The 23,541-nt window shown below is 66.6% G+C and carries 19 protein-coding genes and 1 pseudogene; 6 read left to right on the top strand and 14 right to left on the bottom strand.

The features are described 5' to 3' along the window. Positions 1-14: 14 nt before the first annotated feature. Entirely contained in the window at positions 15-1,094 is a 1,080-nt protein-coding gene (gene nadA / locus ACP7CK_RS00925; RefSeq protein WP_426024850.1) for a quinolinate synthase NadA, read from the bottom strand. A gap of 208 nt (positions 1,095-1,302) precedes the next feature. On the opposite strand from nadA, the gene ilvA reads away from it, so the two are divergent. Further along, complete coding sequence (gene ilvA, locus ACP7CK_RS00920) at positions 1,303-2,817, top strand: threonine ammonia-lyase, biosynthetic (protein WP_426024849.1); 1,515 nt, start codon at positions 1,303-1,305, stop codon at positions 2,815-2,817. A 57-nt stretch (positions 2,818-2,874) separates the two neighbouring features. On the opposite strand, the gene ACP7CK_RS00915 is transcribed toward ilvA, so the two are convergent. The 6 genes from ACP7CK_RS00915 to ACP7CK_RS00890 all read right to left on the bottom strand — a co-directional run bounded on the left by ACP7CK_RS00915 (position 2,875) and on the right by ACP7CK_RS00890 (position 6,630). Further along, on the bottom strand, positions 2,875-3,273 hold the full coding sequence (locus ACP7CK_RS00915; protein WP_008259789.1) for a host attachment protein: 399 nt from the start codon (positions 3,271-3,273) through the stop codon (positions 2,875-2,877). Between the two features lie 65 nt (positions 3,274-3,338). Next, positions 3,339-3,869 (bottom strand): methylated-DNA--[protein]-cysteine S-methyltransferase, encoded by a 531-nt coding sequence (locus tag ACP7CK_RS00910; protein ID WP_426024848.1) that lies wholly within the window; start codon positions 3,867-3,869, stop codon positions 3,339-3,341. Continuing rightward, positions 3,862-4,944 carry a bifunctional transcriptional activator/DNA repair enzyme AdaA gene (locus ACP7CK_RS00905; RefSeq protein WP_426024847.1) on the bottom strand — a complete coding sequence of 361 codons (1,083 nt, stop codon included), beginning with the start codon at positions 4,942-4,944 and terminating at the stop codon, positions 3,862-3,864. Before ACP7CK_RS00905 ends, ACP7CK_RS00910 begins: the two co-directional genes overlap by 8 nt. Before the next feature lie 57 nt (positions 4,945-5,001). Continuing rightward, positions 5,002-5,211 carry a helix-turn-helix transcriptional regulator gene (locus ACP7CK_RS00900; RefSeq protein WP_426024846.1) on the bottom strand — a complete coding sequence of 70 codons (210 nt, stop codon included), beginning with the start codon at positions 5,209-5,211 and terminating at the stop codon, positions 5,002-5,004. Beyond that, positions 5,201-5,884 (bottom strand): hypothetical protein, encoded by a 684-nt coding sequence (locus ACP7CK_RS00895; protein ID WP_426024845.1) that lies wholly within the window; start codon positions 5,882-5,884, stop codon positions 5,201-5,203. The genes ACP7CK_RS00900 and ACP7CK_RS00895 overlap by 11 nt, the downstream gene beginning before the upstream one ends. Positions 5,885-5,928: 44 nt before the next feature. After that, entirely contained in the window at positions 5,929-6,630 is a 702-nt protein-coding gene (locus ACP7CK_RS00890; protein WP_426024844.1) for a hypothetical protein, read from the bottom strand. A gap of 133 nt (positions 6,631-6,763) precedes the next feature. On the opposite strand from ACP7CK_RS00890, the gene ACP7CK_RS00885 reads away from it, so the two are divergent. Together ACP7CK_RS00885 and ACP7CK_RS00880 are read left to right on the top strand one after the other, a co-directional pair. After that, positions 6,764-9,373 carry a M14 family metallopeptidase gene (locus ACP7CK_RS00885; RefSeq protein ID WP_426024843.1) on the top strand — a complete coding sequence of 870 codons (2,610 nt, stop codon included), beginning with the start codon at positions 6,764-6,766 and terminating at the stop codon, positions 9,371-9,373. Positions 9,374-9,476: 103 nt separating this feature from the next. Then, complete coding sequence (locus ACP7CK_RS00880; RefSeq protein ID WP_008261145.1) at positions 9,477-9,806, top strand: hypothetical protein; 330 nt, start codon at positions 9,477-9,479, stop codon at positions 9,804-9,806. Positions 9,807-9,873: 67 nt separating this feature from the next. On the opposite strand, the gene ACP7CK_RS00875 is transcribed toward ACP7CK_RS00880, so the two are convergent. The 4 genes from ACP7CK_RS00875 to ACP7CK_RS00860 all read right to left on the bottom strand — a co-directional run bounded on the left by ACP7CK_RS00875 (position 9,874) and on the right by ACP7CK_RS00860 (position 16,566). Beyond that, on the bottom strand, positions 9,874-11,649 hold the full coding sequence (locus ACP7CK_RS00875; RefSeq protein WP_040349734.1) for an SLC13 family permease: 1,776 nt from the start codon (positions 11,647-11,649) through the stop codon (positions 9,874-9,876). A gap of 91 nt (positions 11,650-11,740) precedes the next feature. After that, positions 11,741-12,853 carry an HAAS signaling domain-containing protein gene (locus ACP7CK_RS00870; protein WP_426024842.1) on the bottom strand — a complete coding sequence of 371 codons (1,113 nt, stop codon included), beginning with the start codon at positions 12,851-12,853 and terminating at the stop codon, positions 11,741-11,743. Positions 12,854-12,879: 26 nt separating this feature from the next. Then, positions 12,880-13,212, bottom strand: coding sequence for a PadR family transcriptional regulator (locus tag ACP7CK_RS00865; protein WP_426024841.1), 333 nt, complete (start codon positions 13,210-13,212; stop codon positions 12,880-12,882). A gap of 153 nt (positions 13,213-13,365) precedes the next feature. Beyond that, positions 13,366-16,566: a TonB-dependent receptor domain-containing protein gene (locus tag ACP7CK_RS00860; protein WP_426024840.1), complete on the bottom strand. Its 3,201-nt coding sequence runs from the start codon at positions 16,564-16,566 to the stop codon at positions 13,366-13,368. A gap of 500 nt (positions 16,567-17,066) precedes the next feature. Between ACP7CK_RS00860 and uvrB the strand changes: the two genes are divergently transcribed. Further along, positions 17,067-19,406 (top strand): excinuclease ABC subunit UvrB, encoded by a 2,340-nt coding sequence (uvrB, locus tag ACP7CK_RS00855; RefSeq protein WP_426024839.1) that lies wholly within the window; start codon positions 17,067-17,069, stop codon positions 19,404-19,406. A gap of 175 nt (positions 19,407-19,581) precedes the next feature. Here uvrB and ACP7CK_RS00850 read toward each other — a convergent pair whose 3' ends face one another. After that, complete coding sequence (locus tag ACP7CK_RS00850) at positions 19,582-20,721, bottom strand: type I restriction endonuclease (protein ID WP_426024838.1); 1,140 nt, start codon at positions 20,719-20,721, stop codon at positions 19,582-19,584. Between the two features lie 165 nt (positions 20,722-20,886). On the opposite strand from ACP7CK_RS00850, the gene ACP7CK_RS00845 reads away from it, so the two are divergent. After that, the gene (locus tag ACP7CK_RS00845) at positions 20,887-21,786 is read left to right on the top strand and encodes a DUF3883 domain-containing protein (protein ID WP_426024837.1); all 900 of its coding nucleotides are present in this window, start codon (positions 20,887-20,889) and stop codon (positions 21,784-21,786) included. Between the two features lie 59 nt (positions 21,787-21,845). Here the strand turns inward: ACP7CK_RS00845 and ACP7CK_RS00840 are convergent, their stop codons facing one another. Beyond that, positions 21,846-22,037: a hypothetical protein gene (locus ACP7CK_RS00840; protein ID WP_426024836.1), complete on the bottom strand. Its 192-nt coding sequence runs from the start codon at positions 22,035-22,037 to the stop codon at positions 21,846-21,848. Positions 22,038-22,140: 103 nt separating this feature from the next. On the opposite strand from ACP7CK_RS00840, the pseudogene ACP7CK_RS00835 reads away from it, so the two are divergent. Continuing rightward, positions 22,141-22,357 (top strand): annotated as a pseudogene (locus ACP7CK_RS00835) (DUF559 domain-containing protein); the annotation flags it as partial. Between the two features lie 223 nt (positions 22,358-22,580). Here the strand turns inward: ACP7CK_RS00835 and ACP7CK_RS00830 are convergent. Next, positions 22,581-23,354 (bottom strand): hypothetical protein, encoded by a 774-nt coding sequence (locus tag ACP7CK_RS00830; protein WP_426024835.1) that lies wholly within the window; start codon positions 23,352-23,354, stop codon positions 22,581-22,583. Positions 23,355-23,541 lie beyond the last annotated feature (187 nt).

The following is a 23,541-nucleotide window of genomic DNA, read 5'->3' as shown; positions in this document are numbered from 1 at the left end:
TCGCCGCGTCTCGCTCAGATCAGCTCCACATCGACGTGATGCCGCGCCTTGACCAGGTCATAGCGGGCCGGAACGACGGGCGGCGGCAGGTCGATCATCCGCTGCACGGCCATCCGCCCGCGCTCGATCATCACCTCCGGCACCGTCACCTCGAACTGCATGTGCAACAGGCAGTCGCGGATGTTCTCCAGCGTGATCCGCTTCATGTGCGGGCACAGGTTGCAAGGCCCGATGAACTGCACGCCCGGCACGTCCCCGGCCACGTTCGAGGCCATCGAACATTCGGTGATCATGACCACCTGTTTGGGCCGACGCGCCTCGACATAGTCGGTCATGGCCGCCGTCGAACCGGCGAAGTCCGCCGCCGCCAGCACGTCTTCCGGGCATTCGGGGTGGGCCAGAATCTCGGCCCCCGGATAGGCGGCGCGCATCTCGGCGATATCGTCGGCCGTGAACCGTTCATGCACTTCGCAACGGCCCTTCCAGGCGATGATGCCGACCGTCGTCTGGGCCGCCACATTGCGCGCCAGATATTCGTCGGGGATCAGGATGACTCGATCCACGCCCCATTCCCTGGCCGCCCATTCCACCACCTGCACGGCGTTGGCGCTGGTGCAGCAGATGTCGGTCTCGGCCTTCACATCGGCCGTGGTGTTCACATAGGTCACGACCGGCAGCCCCGGATAGCGCGACTTGATCAGCCGCACATCCGCCCCCGTGATCGACGACGCCAGCGAGCATCCCGCCCGCAGATCGGGGATCAGCACCGTCTTTTCCGGGCTCAGGATCTTCGAGGTCTCGGCCATGAAATGCACGCCCGCCTGGACGATCACCTTCGCATCCGACCGCGCGGCCTCCTTGGCCAGGCCCAGGCTGTCGCCGACATAGTCGCCGACCCCGTGGAAGATCTCGGGCGTCATGTAGTTGTGAGCCAGGATCACGGCGTCGCGCTCGCGCTTCAGCCGGTTGATCTCGCTGATCAGCCGCGCCTGTTCGGGCCACTCCAGCGGCGTGACATGGTCCTTGACCTTCGCCCACACCCCGGCGGTCTCCCGCTCCAGTTCCTTCGTCAGACCAAAGGCGCCGTCCGCCATGAGCCTCTCCTATCGACCCTTATGCTCAAAGTTAGCATAAGCACATCCAATGTAGGCCGATGGGGGCCGCGCGCAAGAGAAATCATCGCGTCCCCGCCAAGCACGGGAGACTCGCCGTCTTGAGCGCACGAACCTTTCACAAATGGGGCAAAATCGCCTAGACGAACGGCGACTTCATTTCCTCACCCACGCCTCGACCGACATTTTGATGCAAGACACCATCCGCCGCATCCTCACCGCCCGCGTCTATGACGTGGCGGAGGAGACCCCGCTTGATCCGCTGCGCCGCCTGTCGGCGCGGCTGGACCGGCTCGTGCTGCTGAAGCGCGAGGATCTGCAGCCCGTGTTTTCGTTCAAGATTCGCGGCGCCTACAACAAGATCGCCGGCCTGTCGCAGGCCGAACTGTCCAGGGGCGTGATCTGCGCCTCGGCCGGCAATCACGCCCAGGGCGTGGCCCTGGCCGCGGCCCGCCGCAACATCCCCGCTGTCATCGTCATGCCCACCACCACCCCCGGCATCAAGGTCGCCGCCGTCCGCGCCCTGGGCGGCGAAGTGGTCCTGCACGGCGACAGTTTCGACGAGGCCTACGCCCACGCCCGCCATCTGGAGAGCCAGACCGGCGCAGCCTTCATCCACCCCTTCGACGATCCCGAGGTCATCGCCGGCCAGGGGACGGTGGGGCTTGAGATCGCCCGCCAGCACGCCGACCCCATCGAGGCCGTCTTCGTGCCCATCGGCGGCGGCGGCCTGGCCGCCGGCGTCGCGTCCATCATCAAATTCCTGCGCCCCGACACCCGCGTCATCGGCGTGGAACCGGTCGACGCCCCCACCATGAAGGCCGCCATCGACGCCGGCGAGGTCGTGACCCTGAACGAGGTCGGCCTGTTCGCCGACGGGGTCGCCGTGCGCCGCGCGGGGACGGAGACCTTCCGCCTGTGCAAGGACCTGCTGGACGAGATCGTCCTGGTGGACACCGACGCCATCTGCGCCGCCATCAAGGACATCTTCGACGACAGCCGCGCCATCGCCGAACCCTCGGGCGCCGTGGCCCTGGCGGGGCTAAAGGCCTGGGCGGCCGCCCACCCTGGCGCAGGCACGCTGATCGCCATCAACTCGGGCGCCAATCTGAACTTCGACCGTCTGCGCCATGTCGCCGAACGGGCCGAGATCGGCGAGGGCGCCGAGGCCCTGCTGGCCGTGGCGATGAAGGACGACCGCGACGACTACCGCCGCTTCCTCGACAGTCTCGACGGCCGCTCGGTGACCGAGTTCAACTATCGCTGGTCCGGCGACGGCCACGCCCAGATCTTCGTCGGCGTCGCCCTGCGCAACGGCCCGCACGAGCGCGACGACCTGATCGCCGCGCTTCGCAACGGCGGCTACGCCGTCGAGGACATGAGCGACAACGAGACGGCCAAACTGCACGTCCGCTACATGGTCGGCGGCCGCACCGTCGGCCTGCCCCACGAACGCATCCTGCGCTTCCAGTTCCCCGAACGGCCGGGGGCCTTCCTGCGCTTCCTCAACAGCCTCCAGCCCGCCTGGGCCCTGACCCTGTTCCACTACCGCAACCACGGCGACGACGTCGGCCGGGTGCTGGCGGGCGTCAGCGTCCCACCCGAAGAACAGGCCCAACTGTTCGCCGCCCTCGCCGACCTGGGCTACCCCTATGTCGACGAAACCGCCAACCCCGCCTGCCGCCTGTTCCTGGACGGCGTCTAGACACGCCAAGGGCGGCGGCCGTCTCCGGCCGCCGCCCTCAAATCAACCTGATTCAGCTCAGGCTTTTTCGATCGCCGCTGCGATCTGGTCGCTGGAGTGGCCGGTCAAATCCTTGGCGATTTCGCCGGCCAGCTTGGATTCCAGATCCTTGTGCCAGTGCTTGCGCAGTTCCCCCAGAGTCTTGGGCGCCGCGATCACCAGCAGTTCGTCGATCTTGTTCGTGACCGACCATTTGTTCAGCACCTCGGCCACGCCCATGGCGAAACCGTCCTCGGCCTGGGTGTCGTTGTCCGGGTTGGCCTCGCTGGAACGGCGGCCGGACGAGCCGGAAACCCGATCCTCCATCGCCGGAATCTCCAGCGGCGACAGCCGGATTTCCTGGGCGTTCGTGTTCTTGAACAGGACCAGCTTCTCGCCGTCGACCACCGCCACCAGGGCGCCATTGGATAGTTTCATCGTCGATACTCTTTCGGTCTGTGGACTTGGGTAACGGTCGGGGACCGATGCCGTTGCCTCGCCGATCAGAGCAGCCGGCCGCCGGCCTCGTGCGCCAGCAGCCAGCGCTTCCGCTCCAGCCCGCCCGCATAGCCGGTCAGGGTCCCGTTCGCCCCGATCACCCGATGGCAAGGCACGATCACCCCGACCGGGTTGGAGCCGTTGGCCAGCCCCACCGCCCGCACCGCCCTGGGCGACCCGATCGCCGCCGCCAGCTGCCCATAGCTGCGCGTCTCGCCCGCCGGAATGGCCCGCAGCGCGGCCCACACCGCCTGCTGGAACACGGTCCCGCCGGTCTTCACCACCACCGCGTCGAACGCCGTCAGATCACCGCCGAAATAGGCTTCGACCGCCCGACGCACCGCCTCCGGCGCCCGCCCCTCGACCAGTTCGACCGGGCCGTAGTGGCGGTGCAGCAGCCGGCGCATCCGGTCTTCATAATCATGGAAATCCAGCGCCCGCACCGCCCCCTCGCCATCGGTCGCCACCAGCACCTCGCCCACCGGCGAGCCGATCCGATCCAGGGTCAGGGTCATCGGCGTTGATTGTCTAGGCATCGGCCGTCTCCGTCACACGGTTCCAGTACAGGGCGCCATAGGCGCGCCAGGGGCGCCAGGCTTCGGCCCGCGCCGCCAGGGCCGCATCCACGGGCGCAAGCCGGTCGCTGGGCGCATCCTCTCCGGCGTCGATCCAATCGCCCGCCGGCCGCAGTCCCGGCCAGGCCTCAAGCGCCGCACGCAGGTCCGGATCCGCCGACAGGTCCCGCCGGATCGCCTCGGGATCAGCCGCCAGATCGAACACCCGCCGCACCCGCGCCAGCACGCCGGGCAGGGCTTTCAGTTCGTCCACCCGCGCCTCGACCGCCGCCTTGCCCTCAGACCCGGACCGCACGGAGACCTCGCCGTCCGTCCCGTCCGTCGCCGTCCGCAGCCTGCGCCGCCAGACCCCGTCGGCCACCGCTTCGTCCGGGGCGGCCCGCGCCGCCAGGGCCGACATCATCGCGCTCCAGTCATAGGGCGGGCGATAGGCCAGGCCCAGCTTCACCGGGCCTCCGCCCTCGCCTTCCGCCTTGCGCCGCCGCAGTTCCGACGGCGGACGGCCATACAGGGCCTGGAAGGTTTCGTTGAACCGCCGCACGCTGCCGAAGCCCGACGCCATCGCCACCTCGGCCATCGACAAGTCGGTCTCGTGGATCAGCTGTTTGGCCAGCAGCACGCGCCGCGTCTGGGCCACGCTGACCGGCGCCGCGCCCAGGTGCTGGCGGAACAGTCGCCGCAGATGCCGCTCGCCCACCCCCAGCCGCGCCGCCAGCGCATCAGCATCGCCCCCGTCCAGCGCCCCCGCCTCGATCAGGGCCAGGGCCCGGCTGACGGTGTTCGACGTGCCGCGCCACGCCCCCATCTCGGGCGCCGTCTCGGGCCGACAGCGCAGGCAGGCGCGAAACCCCGCCGCCTCCGCCGAGGCCGCCGTGGGATGAAACACCACATTCTCGCGCCGGGGCGTCCGCGCCGGACAGACCGGCCGGCAGTAGATCCCCGTCGAGGTCACGCCGGTAAAGAACCGCCCGTCGAACCGAGCGTCCCGCGCGCCCAAGGCCCGCCAGCAGGCCTCCTGATCCAGCGTCTGTTTCATAGGCCGCAGGATGGGCGTTCAGTCCGGCGATGTCTCGCGGTTTTCGGACATGGATGCTCAGTCCTTCAGATAGAAGATCGCCTCGACCGTCGTGTTCAGCGCCCGCGCCAGCTCCAGGGCCACAATGGTCGAGGGGATGAAGACCCCGTTCTCCACCGTGTTGATCGTCTTGCGCGACACCTTGGCGGCGTCGGCCAGCTGGGCCTGGGTCAGGCCGGCCGCCGTGCGGACCTCCTTCAGCCTCAACCCCAGCCGACTACTCCCCATCGCCGGACGCCTCTCGATCCAGAAGCGCGAACCGCAAGGCCGCCGCCCCCGCCGAAGCCAGCAGCGAGAAGGCCAACACCAGCGGCGTCCAGTTCGGCGCCCACACGCTGGCGGCCAGGGCCAGGGTGGCGCCCGCCATCAGGACAATGAAGGCCAGGCCCGTCGCGCGCGCCCGGATATGACGGGACAGTTCGTCGTCGAGGAATTTCTTCACTTTCCGCGAACCGCCGTCCCACTCCATAACCGTCATAACAATGATCCAGCTGACCGTGACGGCCATCAGCAATGGAACCACAGCCTCACTGACACGCCCGGCGAGCAGGTCGTCCGAAAAGCCGATGATTATGATCCCCTCGATCAGAACCACCAGGCTCATGGTGAACAACTGGATGGTCCTGTTCCGTTGAACGCGGTCCCGATACGTCATGATCGCGTCCAGCCGTCGTCGATCTTGGCCGGGCTTGCTGAACCAGGCCAGGATCGCCCCGACCAGCATGGCGACGCCGCCCGCCGCCGCGACCGCCATGTCCCATTGCGCATCAGCACTATCTTCGCTGGCGGCCAGCGCGCCGATCCCGACGATGCCCAGCGTGAAGACCACCAGGGCGAACCCGTGCCGGCGCCGGCGGCGGCGCTCACGCGCCAGAGCCGCCTGCTTTTCATCCTCATCCATGGACGCCGCTCCTCAAGACTCTCGGCCCGCAATCCGATTGCAAATCACCCATCGCGACCGGCCTCCCGATCCAGCCAGGCGAACCGCAGCCCCGCCGAGGCCCCGCCCAGAGCCAGGACATAGGGCAAGGCCATGACCCCGTACTGTGGACGCCACAGCCCCAGGCCCAGCGCCACGGTCAGGCCCGCCATCAGCACGACGAAGGCCAGGATCATCGATCTGGCCCGCATGAGCTGGGTCAGCTCGTCTTCCAGGAACCGGCGGTTTTTGCGTGTGTGTGCGTCCCAGCCCATGACGATAAGCGGGATCAGCCAGCCGTAAAGAACCGGCAGAAGAACCTGCACATAGGCGCCCAGATTATGGTCTCCACCCAGGATCCGCTCCATCGCCCGATGCGCCTGAGCCATGAAGAGAAGTAGCACCACGGGCAGCATCACCAGTTGTTGGGTGCGCGCCCGCTCCAACTTGTCACGCCGCGCCCCTTCTCCGCTCGCCGCCACGATGATCGACTGGCCCGGACGCGCGCTCCACGCCCAGATCGCCCCGATCAGGGTCAGGGCGAATCCGATCCCTGTCGCCACACCGGCCGCCGTCGCCCGGTCGCCCTCTGCGCCGGAGACCATCGCGAACCCCGCGCCGCCGACCATGGCTACGGCGCCGACGACGGCCAGGGCGAGCGCCGTCCACCAGCACCGTCTTCTTTCCAGTTTCACGCGCTGGATCGCTTGATCGTCGCTGTTGCTCATGTCGCCCTCCTGACGTAACCTTGAGGTGACATATCACCTATAGGTTACACGTCAAGACCGTTTTCTTTTTCCGTGCCCCAACTAAGGTGTCCGCCTCCCGGGGGTTCAGTTCATGTCCAGTCATCGTCGTTCCGTGCGTCCGCTCGCTTTCGCCCTGGCCAGCGCCTGCGCCGCCGCCTTGCTCGCGGTCCAGCCCGTCTCGGCGCGTCAGACCGCCGCCGACATCCCCACCGTCCGCCAGACCCTGGGCTATGACAGCGGTCAGGAGATCACGCGCGCCGCCGACGTCCGTCGCTATTTCGAAGCGCTGAAGACCGCCGCTCCGGACAGGGTGGCGATAGGCGACTATGCGACGACCTGGGAGGGCCGCCCCCTGTTCTGGGCCGCCGTCGGCTCGCCCGCCAACATCGCCCGGCTGGACCAGATCAAGGCCGACGCCCGCGCCCTGGCCGATCCGCGCCGCACCTCGCCCCAGCAGGCCGCCGCCCTGATCGCGGATCAGCCGGTCCTGGTCTGGATGGCCTATTCGGTCCACGGCAACGAGATCAGCCCCGCCGACGCCGCCATGCAGGCCGCCCGTCGCCTGCTGACCGATCCGACCGCCCAGGCCTGGCTGGCCAACACCGTCGTCGTCTTTGTCCCGACCCAGAACCCGGACGGACGCGAGCGTTTCCTCAACAGTTTCGCCTCGGGCCGCGGCTCCACGCCCAATCCCGACCCCGCCTCGGCCGAGCGGGACGAGCCCTGGCCCAGCGGCCGCTACAACCATTATCTGTTCGACCTGAACCGCGACTGGTTCATCCAGACCCAGCCGGAGACCCAGGGTCACGCCGCCCTGGTTCGCGACTGGCGGCCCCAGGTGGTCGTCGACAGCCACGAGATGGGCTCGGACGAAACCTTCTTCTTCCCGCCCGAGGCCGAGCCGCTGAACCCGTGGATCTGGCCGCGCACCCTGGAGAACCGCGCCCTGTTCGGCCGCAACACCGGCGCCCGGTTCGATGCGGCGGGTCTGGCCTATTTCAACCGCAAGGTCTTTGACGCCTTCTATCCCGGCTATGGCGACGGCTGGCCGGGTTATCTGGGCGCCGTCTCCATGACCTACGAGGTCGGGTCGGCCCGGGGCCTGGCGGCCCGCCGCAGTTCGGGCGAGGTCTTCACCTACGCCGACACGGTGCGCGCCCACCTGACCGCCACCCTGGCCACCATCGAGACGGCCTCGCGCAATCACGACCGGCTGTTGAACGACTTCTACGCCTATCACCGCGACGGCGTGGCGGGACGGGGCGCCTATGTTCTGTCGCGTGCGTCGGATCCGGCGGCGGCGGACCGTCTGGCGGGCCTGCTGGTCCGTTCGGGCATCGAGGTCGGGGTCGCGCGCCAGGCCTTCGCCTGCGCCGGCCAACACCGCGCGGGCGACTATGTGATCAACCTGGCCCAGCCCCAGCGCCGGATGGCCGAGGTGCTGCTGACCCGCGACGTGCCTGTCCCGCCCGACTTCCTGGCCGAACAGGAGCGCCGCCGCGCGCGCGGCCTGGGCGACGAGATCTATGACGTCACCGCCTGGTCCCTGCCCTTGATGTTCGGCGTCGATGCGACCCGCTGCGACAGCGCGCCGAGCGTCGCCGTCGAGGCGCGCGGCCCCGAACTGGTCACGCCCGCCGCCGTCCGGAACGCAGAGGCCCGCTACGGCTTCCTGGTCGCGCCCGGATCGGCCCAGCCCCGTTTCCTCGCCGCCGCCCTTCAGGCCGGGCTGACGATCAACTCCGCCGACCAGCCCTTCACCCAGAACGGCCGCGACTGGCCCGCCGGAACCCTGATCCTGCCGAAGGCGGGCGCGCCCGCCGACCTGATCGCCACCCTGAACCGCCTCGCCGCCGACACGGGCGCCGAAGTCGTGGGCGTAGACGAGTCCTGGGTCGAGCGCGGCGCCGGCTTCGGCTCCAGCGACGTGGTGCGTCTCCGCGCGCCCCGCATCGCCCTGGCCTGGGACAGTCCGACCGCCCCCGACGCCGCGGGCGCGACCCGCTGGCTGCTGGAACGCGACCTGGGCTATCCTGTCACCGCCATTCGCACCGCCAGCTTCGGCGAGGCCGACCTGGCCCATTATCAGGTCCTGATTCTGCCCGAGGGCCGCGACTACGCCTCCGTCCTGGGCGAGGCCGGGGTCAAGGCTCTGCACGACTGGGTCTCGCGCGGCGGCACCCTGATCAGCCTGGGAACCGCCACCCGCCTGCTGGCCGACGCCGACAGCGACATGCTGGCCTCGCGTCGCGAGGACGGCGCCTTGGACAAGGACGAGGACAAGCCCGCCGCCCCCGCCCGGATCGCCAACCAGACCGACTACGCCGCCCTGCTGGCCCACAGCGACCACGGCCCCGACTCGGTCGCCGGCGTCCTGGCCCGGGCCCATGTCGATCCCGACCACTGGATCGGCGCCGGCCTGCCCGAAACGCTGAACGTCCTGGTGCGTGGGGCCGACATCTACGCCCCCCTGAAGCGTGGCGAAGGGACCAACGCCGTGCGGTTCGAAGGCTCGGACCGGCTGCTGGCCTCGGGCCAACTGTGGGCCGAGAACCAGGCCCAGCTGGGCTTCAAGCCCGTCGTCATGGTCGAGACCCTGGGCTCAGGCCAGCTGATCGCCTTCACCCAGGATCCGACGGTGCGTGGCTATCTGGAAGGCCTGAAGCCCCTGTTCGCCAATGCGGTGTTCAAGGGACCGGCCCACGTCTCGCCGCGCTGGTGAAGTCCCAGACGCCTGATCGCGATCAGGACTGGACACAGGCTCAGACGCGCATAACCTCGTTTTTCGCCCGCAGAGGCGCAAATAGAAAAATGGGAGTTACGCCTTGGTTCGTCTGTCTGTTTCCAAACTCGTCTCGATCGGCGCCTCGGTCGGGGCGGCCGCCGCCCTGTTCGCCGTGGGCGCCGTCGCTGTCGCCCAAACTCGTCCTGATCCCCAGCCGGCCGTTTCCGGCCGCGCCCTGCCTGTCGGCAGCTATCGCGAGACCTGCCGCAACATCTCGCTGAACGGGGATCGGCTGCGCGCACGCTGCATCGCCAAGGACGGCCAGTCGGTGGCCTCGACCCTCAGCGTCCGCGCCTGCCGCGGCGCCCAGGTCCGCAACGACAACGGCCGCCTGACGTGCGACGCCGCGCCCGCCGCCCGCACACGCTGACGCCCGACCCGGCCCCGGATGCGCCGGGGCCGGGCCTGATCACATGGGTCTGATCACATGGGCCCGATCACATAGGCCAGAATAACAGGATCGCCGGCGGCCCGATCACCAGCACCAGCAGACTCAGCGGCGCCCCCAGCTTGGGATAGTCCGAGAACCTGTACCCGCCCGGCCCCATGACCAGCGTATTGCACTGGTGCCCGATGGGGGTCAGGAAGTCGCACGCCGCCCCCACCGCCACGGCCATCAGGAAGGGGTCGGGCCGATAGCCCAGCTGCTGGGCCAGGGTCGCGGCGATGGGCGCCACCACCAGAACCGTCGCCGCATTGTTCAGGAAGGGCGTCACCGCCATGGCCGCGAACATCATGCCGGCCACCGCCACCACGGGCGGTATGCCCTGGAAGATCGACTTCAGCCCCCCGGCGATCAGATCCGCCCCGCCCGTTTGCTGGATCGCGTCCGACACCGGGATCAGGGCGGCGATCAGCACCAGCAGCGGCCCGTCCAGCGCGGCATAGGCCTCGCGCATCTTCAACCCGCCCAGGGCCACGATCACCACCGCCGCGCCGAAGAAGGCGATGGCCACGGGGATCAGGCCGAACCCCACCATCACCATGGCGACAGCCAGAACCACGGCGGGCAGGAACTTCCGCCGCTGGCCGCCCAGCCGCATGTCCCTTTCCGCCAGGGGCAAAAGACCCAGGGTCGCCAGCCGCCCCGGCAGGCCGGCCTCGGACCCCTGCAGCAACAGCACATCCCCCGCCTGCAGCTTGGCCGTCCGCAGATGCTGCGTCAGCTCATAGCCGCTGCGCGACACCCCCAGCAGGTTCAGCCCGTACTGGCCGTAAAGGTCCAGCGACCGCACCGACTGTCCGGTCAGGGACGAGTCCGCCCCGATCACCGCCTCGACCAGATGGACCTCGTCCTTGGCCTCCTCCAGCAGCACCGGCCGGTCGCCGCGCACCAGTTTCAGCTTGGTGGCGACGATGAATTCCTCCAGCGCCTCCTGATCCCCCTTGATCAGCAGGGTGTCCCCGGCCCGGATCAGGGTATTGCCGCGCGGCCGGGCCTTGCGCTTGCCGTCGCGGATCAGGGCCATCACCTGGATCTCGTCCGGCGCCATGGCCTTCAGGGCGCTGATGGGCTTGGTCGCCAGCGTCCAGTCGTCGGGAACCCGCGCCTCGGTCAGATAGGCGTTGGCCGACAGGGCCGCCGACAGACCGATGGTCCCCGTCCGGTCCTTGGGCAGCAGCCGATAGCCGAACGTCAGGAACACCAGGGCGGCCCCCGTCAGGATCAGGCCCACCGGCGCATAGTCGAACATCTGGAACGGCGCCCCGACCATGTCCTGACGCACCTCGGCGACCAGGATGTTGGGCGCGGTCCCGACCAGGGTCACCATCCCCCCCGCCATGGCCCCAAACGCCATGGGCATCAGCAGCCGCGACTGTTTGGTCCCCGTGCGCCGGCTGACCTGCAGCGCGACCGGCATCATGATGGCCAGGGCGCCGACGTTCTTGGTCACCATCGACAACAGGGTCACGGCCGCCGTCAGCACCGGCACCTGGCTGCGTTCGGTCTTCAGGTGCGGCAGGATCCGCTTCAGCGCCAGTTCGACGATGCCCGACTTGGCGAAGGCTGCCGACACCACCAGGGCGCAGGCGATGATCACCGTCACATCGTTGGAAAACCCCTCGAACGCCGCCTCGGCCGGGATCACCCCGATGGCCAGACCCGCCACCAGGGCCGCCACCGCGACCAGGTCATACCGGAACCGGCCCCAGATGAAGGCCGCGACCGTCAGGCCGACCAGGCCGAAGGCCAAACCCTGTTGTAGTGTCACTCAGATGCTCTCGCCCCCGGCCGCCCAGCGCCGCCGACGGACAGCAACGGCGGAAACGGCCGGAGGTTCAACACATCCGCGCCGGCGTCCCCTACCGGCCGACGACCAGTCGCCCCGCCGCCCGCAGGATCCGCCAGATCTCGGCCAGGAAGGCCCAGACCACGATGATCATCAGGATCGCCGCCAGACCGCCCACGTCATCCGCCGTGGGATGGAACAGCGCCCGCGCCCGCTCGGCGAACTCCGTCACCGTCCCGACCCAGATCACCGGCGTCAGCGGCGACCAGAACCACAGCCACGCCACGCCCCAGGCCGCCGCGGCGCCGAAGGCCATGTCGCCCAGGGCCGTCAGCCGCACATTCCCCCCCGACGCCGCCCGCGTCAGGTCGAACAGGATCCGCGCCACGACGAACAGGGTTACGGGCCAGTAGGCCGCGTCGACGACCTGGACCAGGATCCGGCCATAGTCGACGCCGTCCACCACGCCGGCCAGTTCCTCCGGCCGGATCGAGGCCATCGGCAACAGGCCGGTCCACCACAGCAGCAGCACGCCCCAGGCGATGGCGCTGGACACCGCCCGCGCGGCCGGCGACATCTCGGCGCTCTTGCGCACCGCTGGCCCCGACTTGGCGGCCGCGTCTTCACGCAGCGTCGCCCCGCCGCGCGCCAGCCTCTGGCCCCAGGTCTCGGCGTCGATATCGCCGCCCAGTTCGAACAGGCCCAGATCCTTGACCCGCCATTTGGCGATGAAATCGGGCTTCTTCTCCTGCCGCTCCAGCACGAAGCCGATCAGGGTCACCACCCCGATCACCGACACCGCCCCGCTGAACAGGCTGGCGAAGGCCTGGCCTATCGCCTGACCCGCGTAGATGTCGCCGGCCAGCACCCGCGCCGCCAGTCCGATCAGGGTGACGCAAACCGTCACCAGCAGCGCCGTCTTCACCGCGAACAGCCACCACGGATACAGCTCCGGCCCGATCAGCGCCTGCGGCCCCGACCGATAACGCGCCGCCACCGTCAGCGGATGGCCGACCTCGCGCAGCAGGGCCTCGACCTCGTCGTCGCTCGGCGCCCGGCCCAGCCGCGCCTCCAGCGCCTCGAGCCGCCCCATGATATCGTCGCGCAGCTCGGCGACGATGTCCTCGCGCGTCGCCTTCGGCAGCTGGGCCGCCACGGCCTTCAGATAGGATTCAACCAGGTCCATCCCACGCTCTCCCTCTTTCCCGATGTTCACAGCATCTTCTCCAGCGAGGCCGACAGGCCCCGCCATTCGGCCGCCAGCCGCGCCAGCATGGCCTCCCCGCGCGGCGACAGACGGTAGAACCGCTTCCTGCGCCGCTCCTCCTCGCGCCACTCGCTGTCCAGCAGCCCCTGGCTCTCCAGCCGCCGCAGCAGCGGATAGAGGGTGCTCTCCTCCATCTCGACCCCGACCTCGCCCAGGGCGACCCGCAGCGAATAGCCGTATTGCTCGCGCCGCAAGCTCGCCAGCACGGCCAGGATCAACGACCCCCGCCGCAGCTCCAGCCGCAGACTCTCAAACAGCAGTTCCTCATCCTGGCTCAAACCCGCGCTCCCGATCCACGACGTCGTATAGTGTGTGATACACAGTGTATGCGGCATACTGTGTGAGGAAGTCAAGACGCGATGGTCTCCGCATGAAGAAGGGCGCGGAGGGTTTCCCCTCCGCGCCCCAATGCCGACGATGCGTCGATCCGCTTAGAAGCTGCGGAAGTTTGCGCTGATGAAGAAGCGTCGGCCGAACAGGTCGAAGTTGTCGTCGGTCGTATTGCCGAGCCAGCGCGCCGGCTCCGCGTCGAAGGCGTTGACCACGCCTGCGCGCAGGGTGACGTCGTCCCGCACATCCCAACGCACCGAGAAATCGTGTTGGCTGAAATCGCCCGTCTCGATGTACTTCAGGCTCTCGTAGCGGTCCGGATTGGCCAGGATATTGTCGATATCCTCGATTTCCTGGCTGGCCTGCCAGTCCCAGTCCCAGCTGAACGACAGGGTGTCGGTCGGCGACCAGGTCAGGGTCGACAGCAGGCGCACGCGCGGCGAACCGACGGTGTCCTGATAGTCCGTACCGTCCGCCGGATCGTCGATGTTCACGTAATCGACCTGTTCGATCAGCCAGTTGCCGCGGATGGCGTGACGGAACGAGCCCCATCCACGCCCGCCGAAGCGGAACAGATCGCCGCCCCATCGGGCCGAGAAATCGACGCCCTTAGCCGTCAACGCCGCATAGTTGAGCGAGCCCTCGATGAAGCTGGTCACCTGGAAGCTGGTTGCGTCCCGCGTCTGGGTCAAGCAGGCCAGAGTATTGACCTGATCGCCGCTGACGCACTGGTTTGCGGCCGCCTGAGCGCTCACCGAGTCGATGGCGTCGTTGATCTCGATATCGTAGTAATCCATCGTGATCGCGAGGTTCGGCAGCAGGTAGTCCGGCGTCCAGGCGAAGCCGTAGCTGAAGCTTTCCGAAGTCTCGGGCTGCAGGAATTGGTTACCGCCCGCCAGGCCGGGCACCGAACCGCTGCCGTAGTTCGGCAGATAGGCGTTCGTCGCGCCCAGGTCGGCGAAGTTCAGATTCAGACCCGCGGCCGAGGCAAGCGCGCCGCAGTTGGCGATCCGGTTGGCCGCGATCGAGCGGTCAGCCAGATTGTTGATGACGGTCGCGCTGCAAGGATCCGAGAAGCCGTTGGCGAAGGTCTGCCCCAGCGGCTCGTTGGTCTCGCTGAGGTTCGGCACGCGGATCGCGGTCGATTTGGTGGCGCGCAGCAGCAGTTGGTCGAACGGACGATAGGTTACGCCCAGGCTATACGTCTCCTGTTCGCCGACGTTGGAATAATCGGAGAAGCGGTAAGCCCCGTTGATGTCCATTGACCGGCCCAACCAGGTGTCGCGCATGATCGGGACCTGAAGCTCGGCGAACATCTCGTTGGTGTCATACGACGCTTCCTTGAAATCCGCGCCGCTGTTCAGGAACAGCAGACGCCCTGCGCGGTCCCGATCACGCCCGATGCCGCTGGTGATCTCCTTGCGGTACTCGTAACCGACGACCGCACCGATCGGACCGGCGCCCCAGAAGTCCCACAGATCGCCGCCGGTAAAGGCGACGAAATCGTGCTGCTTGTTCTGATCTTCGACCTTGATCGAAGCCTGCATATAATCCAGCGCCTCTTGCGAGAAGCCGCCGGCGCCGAACACCCGCACAGGGGTGCAGTCGCTGATGACGTCGCCCTGGCGCGAATAGGTTGTGGTGACGCCGCCGCTGGTAAGGCTTGCGTTCGGCACGGCGACGCCTTGGGCGTTCAGCAGTTGCACGCGGCAGACCACCTCGCCCGCACGGCCGTTGACGATGCCAGCGGTGTCAACCACCGCGTCAGCGGCCGCCTGATAACGAACGATATCCACGCCCAGTTCGACGTTTTCATTGTCCATCTGGCCATAGGTATAGGCCGCTTCCCACCGAATATTGCGCACGAAGCCGAAGTCCGGCGCATCGCCCCGCAGACCCAGCACATAACGCTGCAGTTCGCGGGTGTTTTCCTGAGTCCGGGATGGGCCATACAGCTTGTGCTGGGCGCGCGGGTCGGCGACCGTGCCGGTCAGAACCCCGGCCGAGTTATAGACTTGCCGGCGGTTATTCGTGATCGCCAGGCGCACATCTTCCGGCAGATAGGCGTTGTCCAGCCCGATCTCGAACGCCGACGTCGCCGTGATCGCCCCGACCGTGCCCGGCGCGAACTGGCGGATGTTGAAGTCGTGGAATACCCGCTGACCGGCGTCATAGGTTTCTTCCTTGACATACTTGGCCTCGCCGAAGGCCTCAATGGAATCGGTCAGCTTGAAGTTGAAGCCGGTCTGGAAGCGGTAGTTCTCCGATTCCGGAAGGCGGCTGTTCTGGCCCTGCTCGGTATTGGGGTTCTGACCCAGCCCGCCGTTGCTGACGGTGCGCGACAGACCCGTCTGCTGGCGAATCGGGCCGAACACCACAGCCTGCGAGGCGCCGGCGTCGGTATACAGATAGCTGTTGTTCGGATTGTTGGTCGGCGCGACCGAGAAGCAGTTCGCCGAGAACGAGGTGGCCGAGCAGGTCGCGAACGGCACGTCCGGATCGCTGGCCGGGCTACGTTGCACGCCGGTGGACAGAATCGTGATCCCGCCTCGGTCTGTGCCGCGAATATAGGTGCGCAGGTTGTTGACCAGGATCAGATCGATGACGCCGTCGCTGGACGCTGAGGACGGGTCTGCGTCGTTGCTGATGAAACCCCAGCCCTCCCGACGCCAGTCGACATCGCGGTCCAATACCTCGTCGCTGCGCTGATACTCGCCAGAGACATAGACGTTCAGACGATCTTCCAGGAACTTGCCCCCCCACAGGGCGGAGAGCCGCTCGCTCATCTGTCCGTCTTGGTTGACCTCGGCCAGCGATGCATCGACCTCGAGCCCGTCGAAATCCTTGCGCAGCGTGAAGTTGACCACGCCCGACACGGCGTCTGCACCGTAAACGGCCGCAGCACCGCCGGTGATCACTTCGACGTTCTCGATCAAAAGACGCGGAATCGTATCGACATCGACGGCCAGCGAACCGGGCGAGGACCCGACATGGCGACGGCCATCGACCAGGACCAGCGTACGAGCCGAGCCCAAGCCGCGCAGGTTCAGCAGCGACAGGCCGCCATCGTTCAGGTTCGATCCTGTAGTGTCTTCCGGCACTTGAGAGAATGAAAGCGCGGGAATGTCGGCGAGGAAGTCGATGACGTTAGATTCACCCGATTGCAAAACCTCTTCCTGGCCGATCTGGATCAGGGGCGTCGCGGCGGTGGTGGCGTCGCGGCGGATGCGCGACCCGGTGACGACGATCTCCCCAACTTCGGCAGCGGCTTCCTGAGCGGCGACAACGCCTGCGGTCCCCATCACTCCCGCGAGGACCGTCCCGGCGAGCAAAGCTCCGCGCATAGTCCGGCCAGCGTCATATTTTACTCGCATGCATATTCCCCGATTTAAGCGACCAACAATCGCCGCAAAGCACACGAGAGCGGGGCAGCGCCACCCTATTTTCTCAAAACGGACACAAGTCCGGCTTTATCGTATCATTTTAGTGACGCATTTACGTCTTTTAGTTGCCAACCCTCCATCCGGAGGATGTGTAACCAAAAAGGCAGCATACTGAAGTCCGCCGCCCTTATTCGGCTCAACTGACGCGTGCCTGAGAGGGTCTTGGTCAGGTTTACGAAGGCCGTGCGGCCCAGCTAGTCATAGCCCAACTACAGCGGAGCGTTGCCGACCCGATTGTAATAGCCTGACGAAATGGTCCGCGGGTCTTCTTTCAACAGGCTACGCTTTATGCTTGATCTTCGAAAGCGGCCGGAAGCCCCTCTCTGGCGCCGCCGCTTCCTGCGTACTAAGTTCTGTTCATGAACCGTTCTTCGACGCCGAAGCCCGCCGCCAAACCCGCCAAGCCCGTGCACACGCCTGACCCCGGCGTGCGAGAGGCCGCCGCCGCCTTCAAGCGGGATACGGGCAAGATGCCGATGTTCGCCCCCGTCACCGGCCCGCGCCTGACGCCGGAGGAACCGGTCGCCGCGCCCGCCGACTGGGTGCCCCACCGCCCCTCGCACGAGGGCAAGAAGAAGGGGGGCCGCTTCCGGCTCGAGACCCAATACACCCCCGCCGGCGACCAGCCCGCCGCCATCGCCGAACTGGTCGCCCAGGCCGAGGCGGGCGACCGCGATCAGGTGCTGCTGGGCGTCACCGGCTCGGGCAAGACCTTCACCATGGCCAAGGTCATCGAACAGACCCAGCGCCCGGCCCTGATCCTGGCCCCCAACAAGACCCTGGCGGCCCAGCTCTATTCCGAGTTCAAGAGTTTCTTCCCGGACAACGCTGTCGAATACTTTGTAAGCTACTACGACTATTATCAGCCCGAAGCTTATGTTCCGCGTACGGACACCTATATCGAGAAGGACTCGTCGATAAACGAGCAGATCGACCGGATGCGGCACTCGGCGACGCGGGCGATACTGGAGCGGGAGGATGTGATCGTCGTCGCGTCGGTGTCCTGCATCTACGGCATCGGCTCGGTGGAGACCTATACGGCCATGACCTTCACCCTGAAGGTCGGGGACCAGATCGACGAGGCGAAGCTGCGGGCCGATCTGATCGCGCTGCAGTACAAGCGCAACGACCTGAATTTCGACCGCGGCATGTTCCGCAAGCGCGGCGACGTGATCGAGATCTTCCCGGTCCACCTTGAGGACCGCGCCTGGCGCATCAGCCTGTTCGGCGACGAGCTGGAGGCGATCCAGGAGTTCGACCCCCTGACCGGCAAGAAGACCGCCGACCTGACCGAGATCACCGTCTACGCCGCCAGCCACTATGTCACGCCTCGCCCCACGCTGAACCAGGCCACCCAGGGCATCAAGGCCGAGCTGAAGGAGACGCTGGACTGGATGATCGAGAACGGCAAACTGCTCGAGGCCCAGCGCCTGGAGCAACGCACCCGTTTCGACCTGGAGATGATGGAGGCCACCGGCAGCTGCGCCGGCATCGAGAACTATTCCCGCTGGCTGACCGGCCGCGCCCCCGGCGAGCCCCCGCCCACCTTCTTCGAATACATCCCCGACAACGCCCTGCTGTTCGTGGACGAGAGCCACGTCACCATCGGCCAGATCAACGGCATGTTCCGCGGCGACTACCGCCGCAAATCCACCCTGGCGGAATACGGTTTCCGCCTGCCCTCCTGCATCGACAACCGCCCGCTGAAGTTCGAGGAATGGGACGCCATGCGCCCCCAGACGGTCCACGTCAGCGCCACCCCCGGCCCGTGGGAAATGGAGCGGGCCGGCGGCGTCTTCGTCGAACAGGTCATCCGCCCCACCGGCCTGATCGACCCCCCCGTCGAGATCCGCCCGGTCAGCGGCGCCACCCGCAACCAGGTCGATGACGTCATCGACGAGGTCAAGGCCACCACCCGCGCCGGCTACCGCTCCCTGGTCACCACCCTGACCAAGAAGATGGCCGAGGACCTGACCGAATATATGCATGAACAGGGGATCCGCGTCCGCTACATGCACTCCGACGTCGATACGCTTGAGCGGATCGAGATCCTGCGCGACCTGCGTCTGGGCTCCTTCGACTGCCTGATCGGCATCAACCTGCTGCGCGAGGGGCTGGACATCCCCGAATGCGGCCTGGTCGCCATCCTGGACGCGGACAAGGAGGGCTTCCTGCGCTCCGAGACGTCGCTGATCCAGACCATCGGCCGCGCCGCCCGCAACATCGACGGCCGCGTCATCCTGTACGCCGACCGCATGACCGGCAGTATGGAACGCGCCATCGCAGAGACCGACCGCCGCCGCGAACGCCAGATGGCCTACAACACCGAACACGGCATCACGCCCGAAAGCGTCAAGCGCGACATCAAGGAGCTGATGGACAGCCCCTATGAGTCCCGCGAAATCGACCGCCTGACCCGCCCCGGCGTCGCCGAGGCCTCCAAACCCTTCGTCGGCTCAAACTTCCAGGCCGCGCTCAAGGACCTGGAAGGCCGCATGCGCGAAGCCGCCTCCAACCTGGAGTTCGAAGAGGCCGGCCGCCTGCGCGACGAGATCAAGCGCATGAAGCTGCTGGACCTGGAATTCGCCAACGAGGCCCTGACGGGGGCGGGCGAAGAGGTGGACCGGTCGGCGCCGAAGAAGTGGCGCGCGGAAGCGGCGGCGGAGAAGGCGGAGGCGTTTAGGAAGGGGCGGCTGTAGGCGGGGCTCCCGCTTCCTTCTCCCCTTGCGGGAGAAGGTGGCCGAGCGAAGCGAGGTCGGATGAGGGGTCACGCCGGCCCTAACGATCCACGCCGAACCGACCCCTCATCCGGCCCTTCGGGCCACCTTCTCCCGCAAGGGGAGAAGGGACACGCAATTTAGAGGTAACCTTCGCTCAGGGCTTTTCCGAGCCTTCAAGCTCTTTGATCCGCTTCTCGATCTGATCAGACAGTTGATAGATGTCCGTCAGGTCGCCGATCAGATGTCGGGTTTCGTCCTTGTCGGAGAAGGTGCCGACATACTTCTTGGTGACGCCGTTGAAGTGCAGGCGGGCGATGGTCTTGCGGTTGTTGTCGTCCAGCAGGATCGCGCAATAGGACTGGGCGTCGCGCATGACGATGCGTTTGGGCTTTACGACTTTAGAGGCGATGGCCTGGATGATGTGGAAGCCGGACACCTCTTCTTCCGTTGTCACGACGATTTCCGGATCGCTCGGCGGGGCTTCGTCTTGGTCGGTCATAGACGGGCCGGTCGCGTTCAGGGCCGTGGACAGGCGCTCGTTGACCTTGTCGCGAATGATCGAAGAAAAGGTCGCCACGACCATTTTGCCGAAATTCTCGCGTACCTGAGCAGTGACGCGCCCCTCGTGGACACGGGTGGCCATCATCCGCACGAACTCCTCCGAGGGCTCGGCCATCTCTTTTTCCAGTTCCTTGCGAAGCAGGGACTGGAGTTTCAGCAGTCCCGCTTCCTGAACGATCTTGTCGATGTCGAACGAGAGCTTGGTGAATTTCTCGACCGTGCGGCCATCGGTCGGCTTCAGCGCGTCCATGCTGAAGGTGAAGAACGGCTTGTCGTCCATCTTGTTGGTGGCTTCGACGTCGGAATAGAACTGGTAGACGACGCCGTTGGTCAGGATAGCCAGCCGGGCATCCGTCACCGAGAAATAGCGAAACAACTGGCTGGCGTGGTTGAGGTTGAGCGCCACATTGCTAGGCTTACACTCGATCAGAATGCGGATCTTGCCACCATGGCAGATGGCGTAATCGACCTTCTCACCCTTCTTGGTGCCGACGTCGGCTGTATATTCCGGAATGACCTCGGACGGGTTGAACACGTCGTAGCCCAGCGCTTGGATGAAGGGCATGACCAAGGCCGTCTTTGCGGCCTCTTCGGTCAGCAACACCTCTCGATGCTCCATCGTGCGTTTCTGAAGTTCGCCCAGTTTCGTTTGAATGTCCAAGGCTTTCCCCCTTATTGAACAACGATAGCTAAGCCGCAACCGGCACGGGAGTCTAGCGCCGTCGGCGGACAATCAATCTGGATGAGGGGTTTCACCGGCCCTGACGATCCACGCTGAACCGACCCCTCATCCGGCCCTGCGGGCCACCTTCTCCCGCAAGGGGAGAAGGAAGGGCGATTAGCGCCCTGGTAAAGACCGTCGGCGTCATACTAACCTAAGGTTGGCGGGGAGACTGGGTTGGTCGATCAGGGCAAATATGGCCGCAACTGGGATGAGGAGGAGTTGGACCTCATCGTCGCCGACTATTTCGCCATGCTCGACGACGCGGTCTCTGGTCGTCCGCTGATCAAGGCCCATCACGCCAAGGCGCTGTCCGATCAGATCGGCCGAACCGTCGGCTCGGTCGGCCAGAAATACGGAAACATCTCCGCCGTCCTGACCGAACTGGGCATGCCCAAGCTGAATGGTTTCGGTAGTCGGCCGAACTACCAAGAGGCCATCTTCTCCGCACTGGAACGCCATCTCGACCAGAATCCAGCCGCTTGGGACATCGGGATGCCATTGCGCGACCCCATGCGGGTCCAAGCGACCGAACAGCCGACGTATGGAAGCGGGGTGTCGGAGCCCTCGACCGCGTTTGAGCCGGCGCCCCTGCTGATGACCTCGGCCCCTCGCCTTGGCGCGGAGAGGCCCAGACGACCCGCGGGCCTGTCGCGACTGGTTCGGAAATTCGATCCGGCGGCTCGCGATCAGCGGAACCGGCAGCTTGGCTTGTTAGGCGAGGAGCGCATCTTCCACCACGAACGCGCCCATCTGATCGCCCATGATCGGGCGGATCTAGCGAAGAAGGTCGAATGGACGTCGCAAGAGCGCGGAGACGGGGCCGGATACGACATTCGCAGCTTCGACCCGACGGATGGTCGTGAGCGACTGATCGAGGTGAAGGCCACGCGTGGCGGCGCATCGACGGACTTCTTCCTGACCCGAACGGAATGCGAGGTGGCGCAGGAGCGGCCTGACGCATGGCGGCTTTACCGGGTGCATAGCTTGCCCGTCCGGCCGGAATTCTTCGTCCTCGCGCCGCCGTTGGAAAGCGCGGTGGTGCTGACGCCGGAGGCGTGGCGGGCGTCCTTCTGACCCCTCATCCGACCTCGCTGCGCTCGGCCACCTTCTCCCGCAAGGGGAGAAGGAAGGGGTTAGGGGCGGAGAGGTTCGAGCGGGATCAGGGCGTATTTTTCGGTGATGCGCTCAACGAACGCGTCCGGGGCTTCGCCGGATCGCCACAGGCTGGCGATCTCGTCCTCGTCAAATCCCATGTCTGACAGAGTGATGCACCAACGGCGGCTCAATCGACGATCCACCTGAGCGGCCCACGCTGACCGTTTCATACACGCCTCCATTGCAATCTTCCACGCACTATAGCACAACTTTGAGATGAACGACTGGCTGCAATCCCGCGCCAAACAGATGCGCCGCGAGCCCGTCCATTATGAGCGACGGCTGTGGGGGCTGTTGCGGGATCGGCGGCTGGCGGGGTTGAAGTTTCGGCGGCAGATGGTGATCGGGCGGTATATCGTCGATTTCGTCTGTCTGAGGCATCGGCTGATCGTCGAGGCGGACGGGCCGCAGCATGACGACCGGATCGAGGACGCCGAGCGGGACGCCTGGCTGCGCGAACAGGGGTTCCGGGTGCTGCGGTTTGCGAATGGGATGATCGGGAACCAGCGGGAAGAGGTGCTGTCGGCCATTGTGGCGGCGACGGAGGAAGGCCTGACGCGCGACTAAACCTTCCTTCTCCCCTTGCGGGAGAAGGTGGCAGCCGAAGGCTGACGGATGAGGGGTTTCACCGGCCCTTACGGTCCACGCCGAACCGCCCCCTCATCCGGCCCTGCGGGCCACCTTCTCCCGCAAGGGGGGAAGGAAGACGTCGCTCACAACCCGTCCAGCGTCTTGTCCCAGTCCTTCGCGGACATGACCTTGCCGCAGCAGTCGATGACCATATCGACCCCGGTGCGGATGCGTCGGGCGCTTTCCGTCTCGGCGACCGGCTCCATCCCGGCCGCCTTCAGCTGGTCCTCCAGGGCGGCGACCCGACGGTCCAGCGCCGCGCGCCGGTGCAGCTGGGCGTGCCGAAACTCCTGGTTCTTCTCACCCAGGGTCTGCTGCTGGGTCCAGTAGGCTTCTTTCAGCGCCAGATGGGTGTCGGCGGCGCCGGGGCGGATGGCCAATCGGTCGCTCGCCGCCAGAGGGTTCATCAGTATGTCGTACACCAGTTGCAGCGGCGCATTCTCGACCGTCATGGCCCCGTGCGCCGTCTCGCCCCGCGCCTCCAGCTTGCGATAGGTGGCGGCCAGCCCCGCCAGGGCGCGCGCCTCCAACAGCCGGCCGGCCCGCATGGCCCGCCCCGAGGCCAGGGCGGCGGCTTCGGCCAGGACGGCCGGATCCCCGCCGGCCGCATCGTCGGATGATACGTCGAACAGGCTCGGCGGCGGGGGCGGCGGATCGACCGGCTCGGCCGGAGCGTGCAGATAGCGGGACCAGCCGTCGCGCGTGGCGCGGGCGCGCAGGGCGTGGGCGGTCACGTCATATTTGGCGGCGACCTCTTCGGCGCCCAGTCCGGCCAGATAGTCCTGGCGCACCTTGTCCCAGACTTCGGCGGGTTGAATCTTGTATTTGCGTCTTTCCATGCCGCCAGTATGGGCCATGGAGAAACCCTGGCTGGAAAGTCGGCGATATTCAGGGTTAAGAGCCTGAAATCACACAAGTCGATATGTCAGTTCAAACCCGCCAGCCCTCCTAATTCCTCTCCCTCCCCGTTCCGGGGAGGGGGGTCGAGCCGGAGGCGAGACCGGGTGGGAACGGCAGGGCGACGCCCCACCGACCTGCCTAAAT

The sequence above is a fragment of the Brevundimonas sp. TSRC1-1 genome (genome assembly GCF_049898245.1).
Lineage (GTDB): Bacteria > Pseudomonadota > Alphaproteobacteria > Caulobacterales > Caulobacteraceae > Brevundimonas > Brevundimonas mediterranea_A.
The sequence above is the reverse complement of the archived record's forward strand: the minus strand, read 5'-3'. Positions and strand labels throughout refer to the sequence as shown.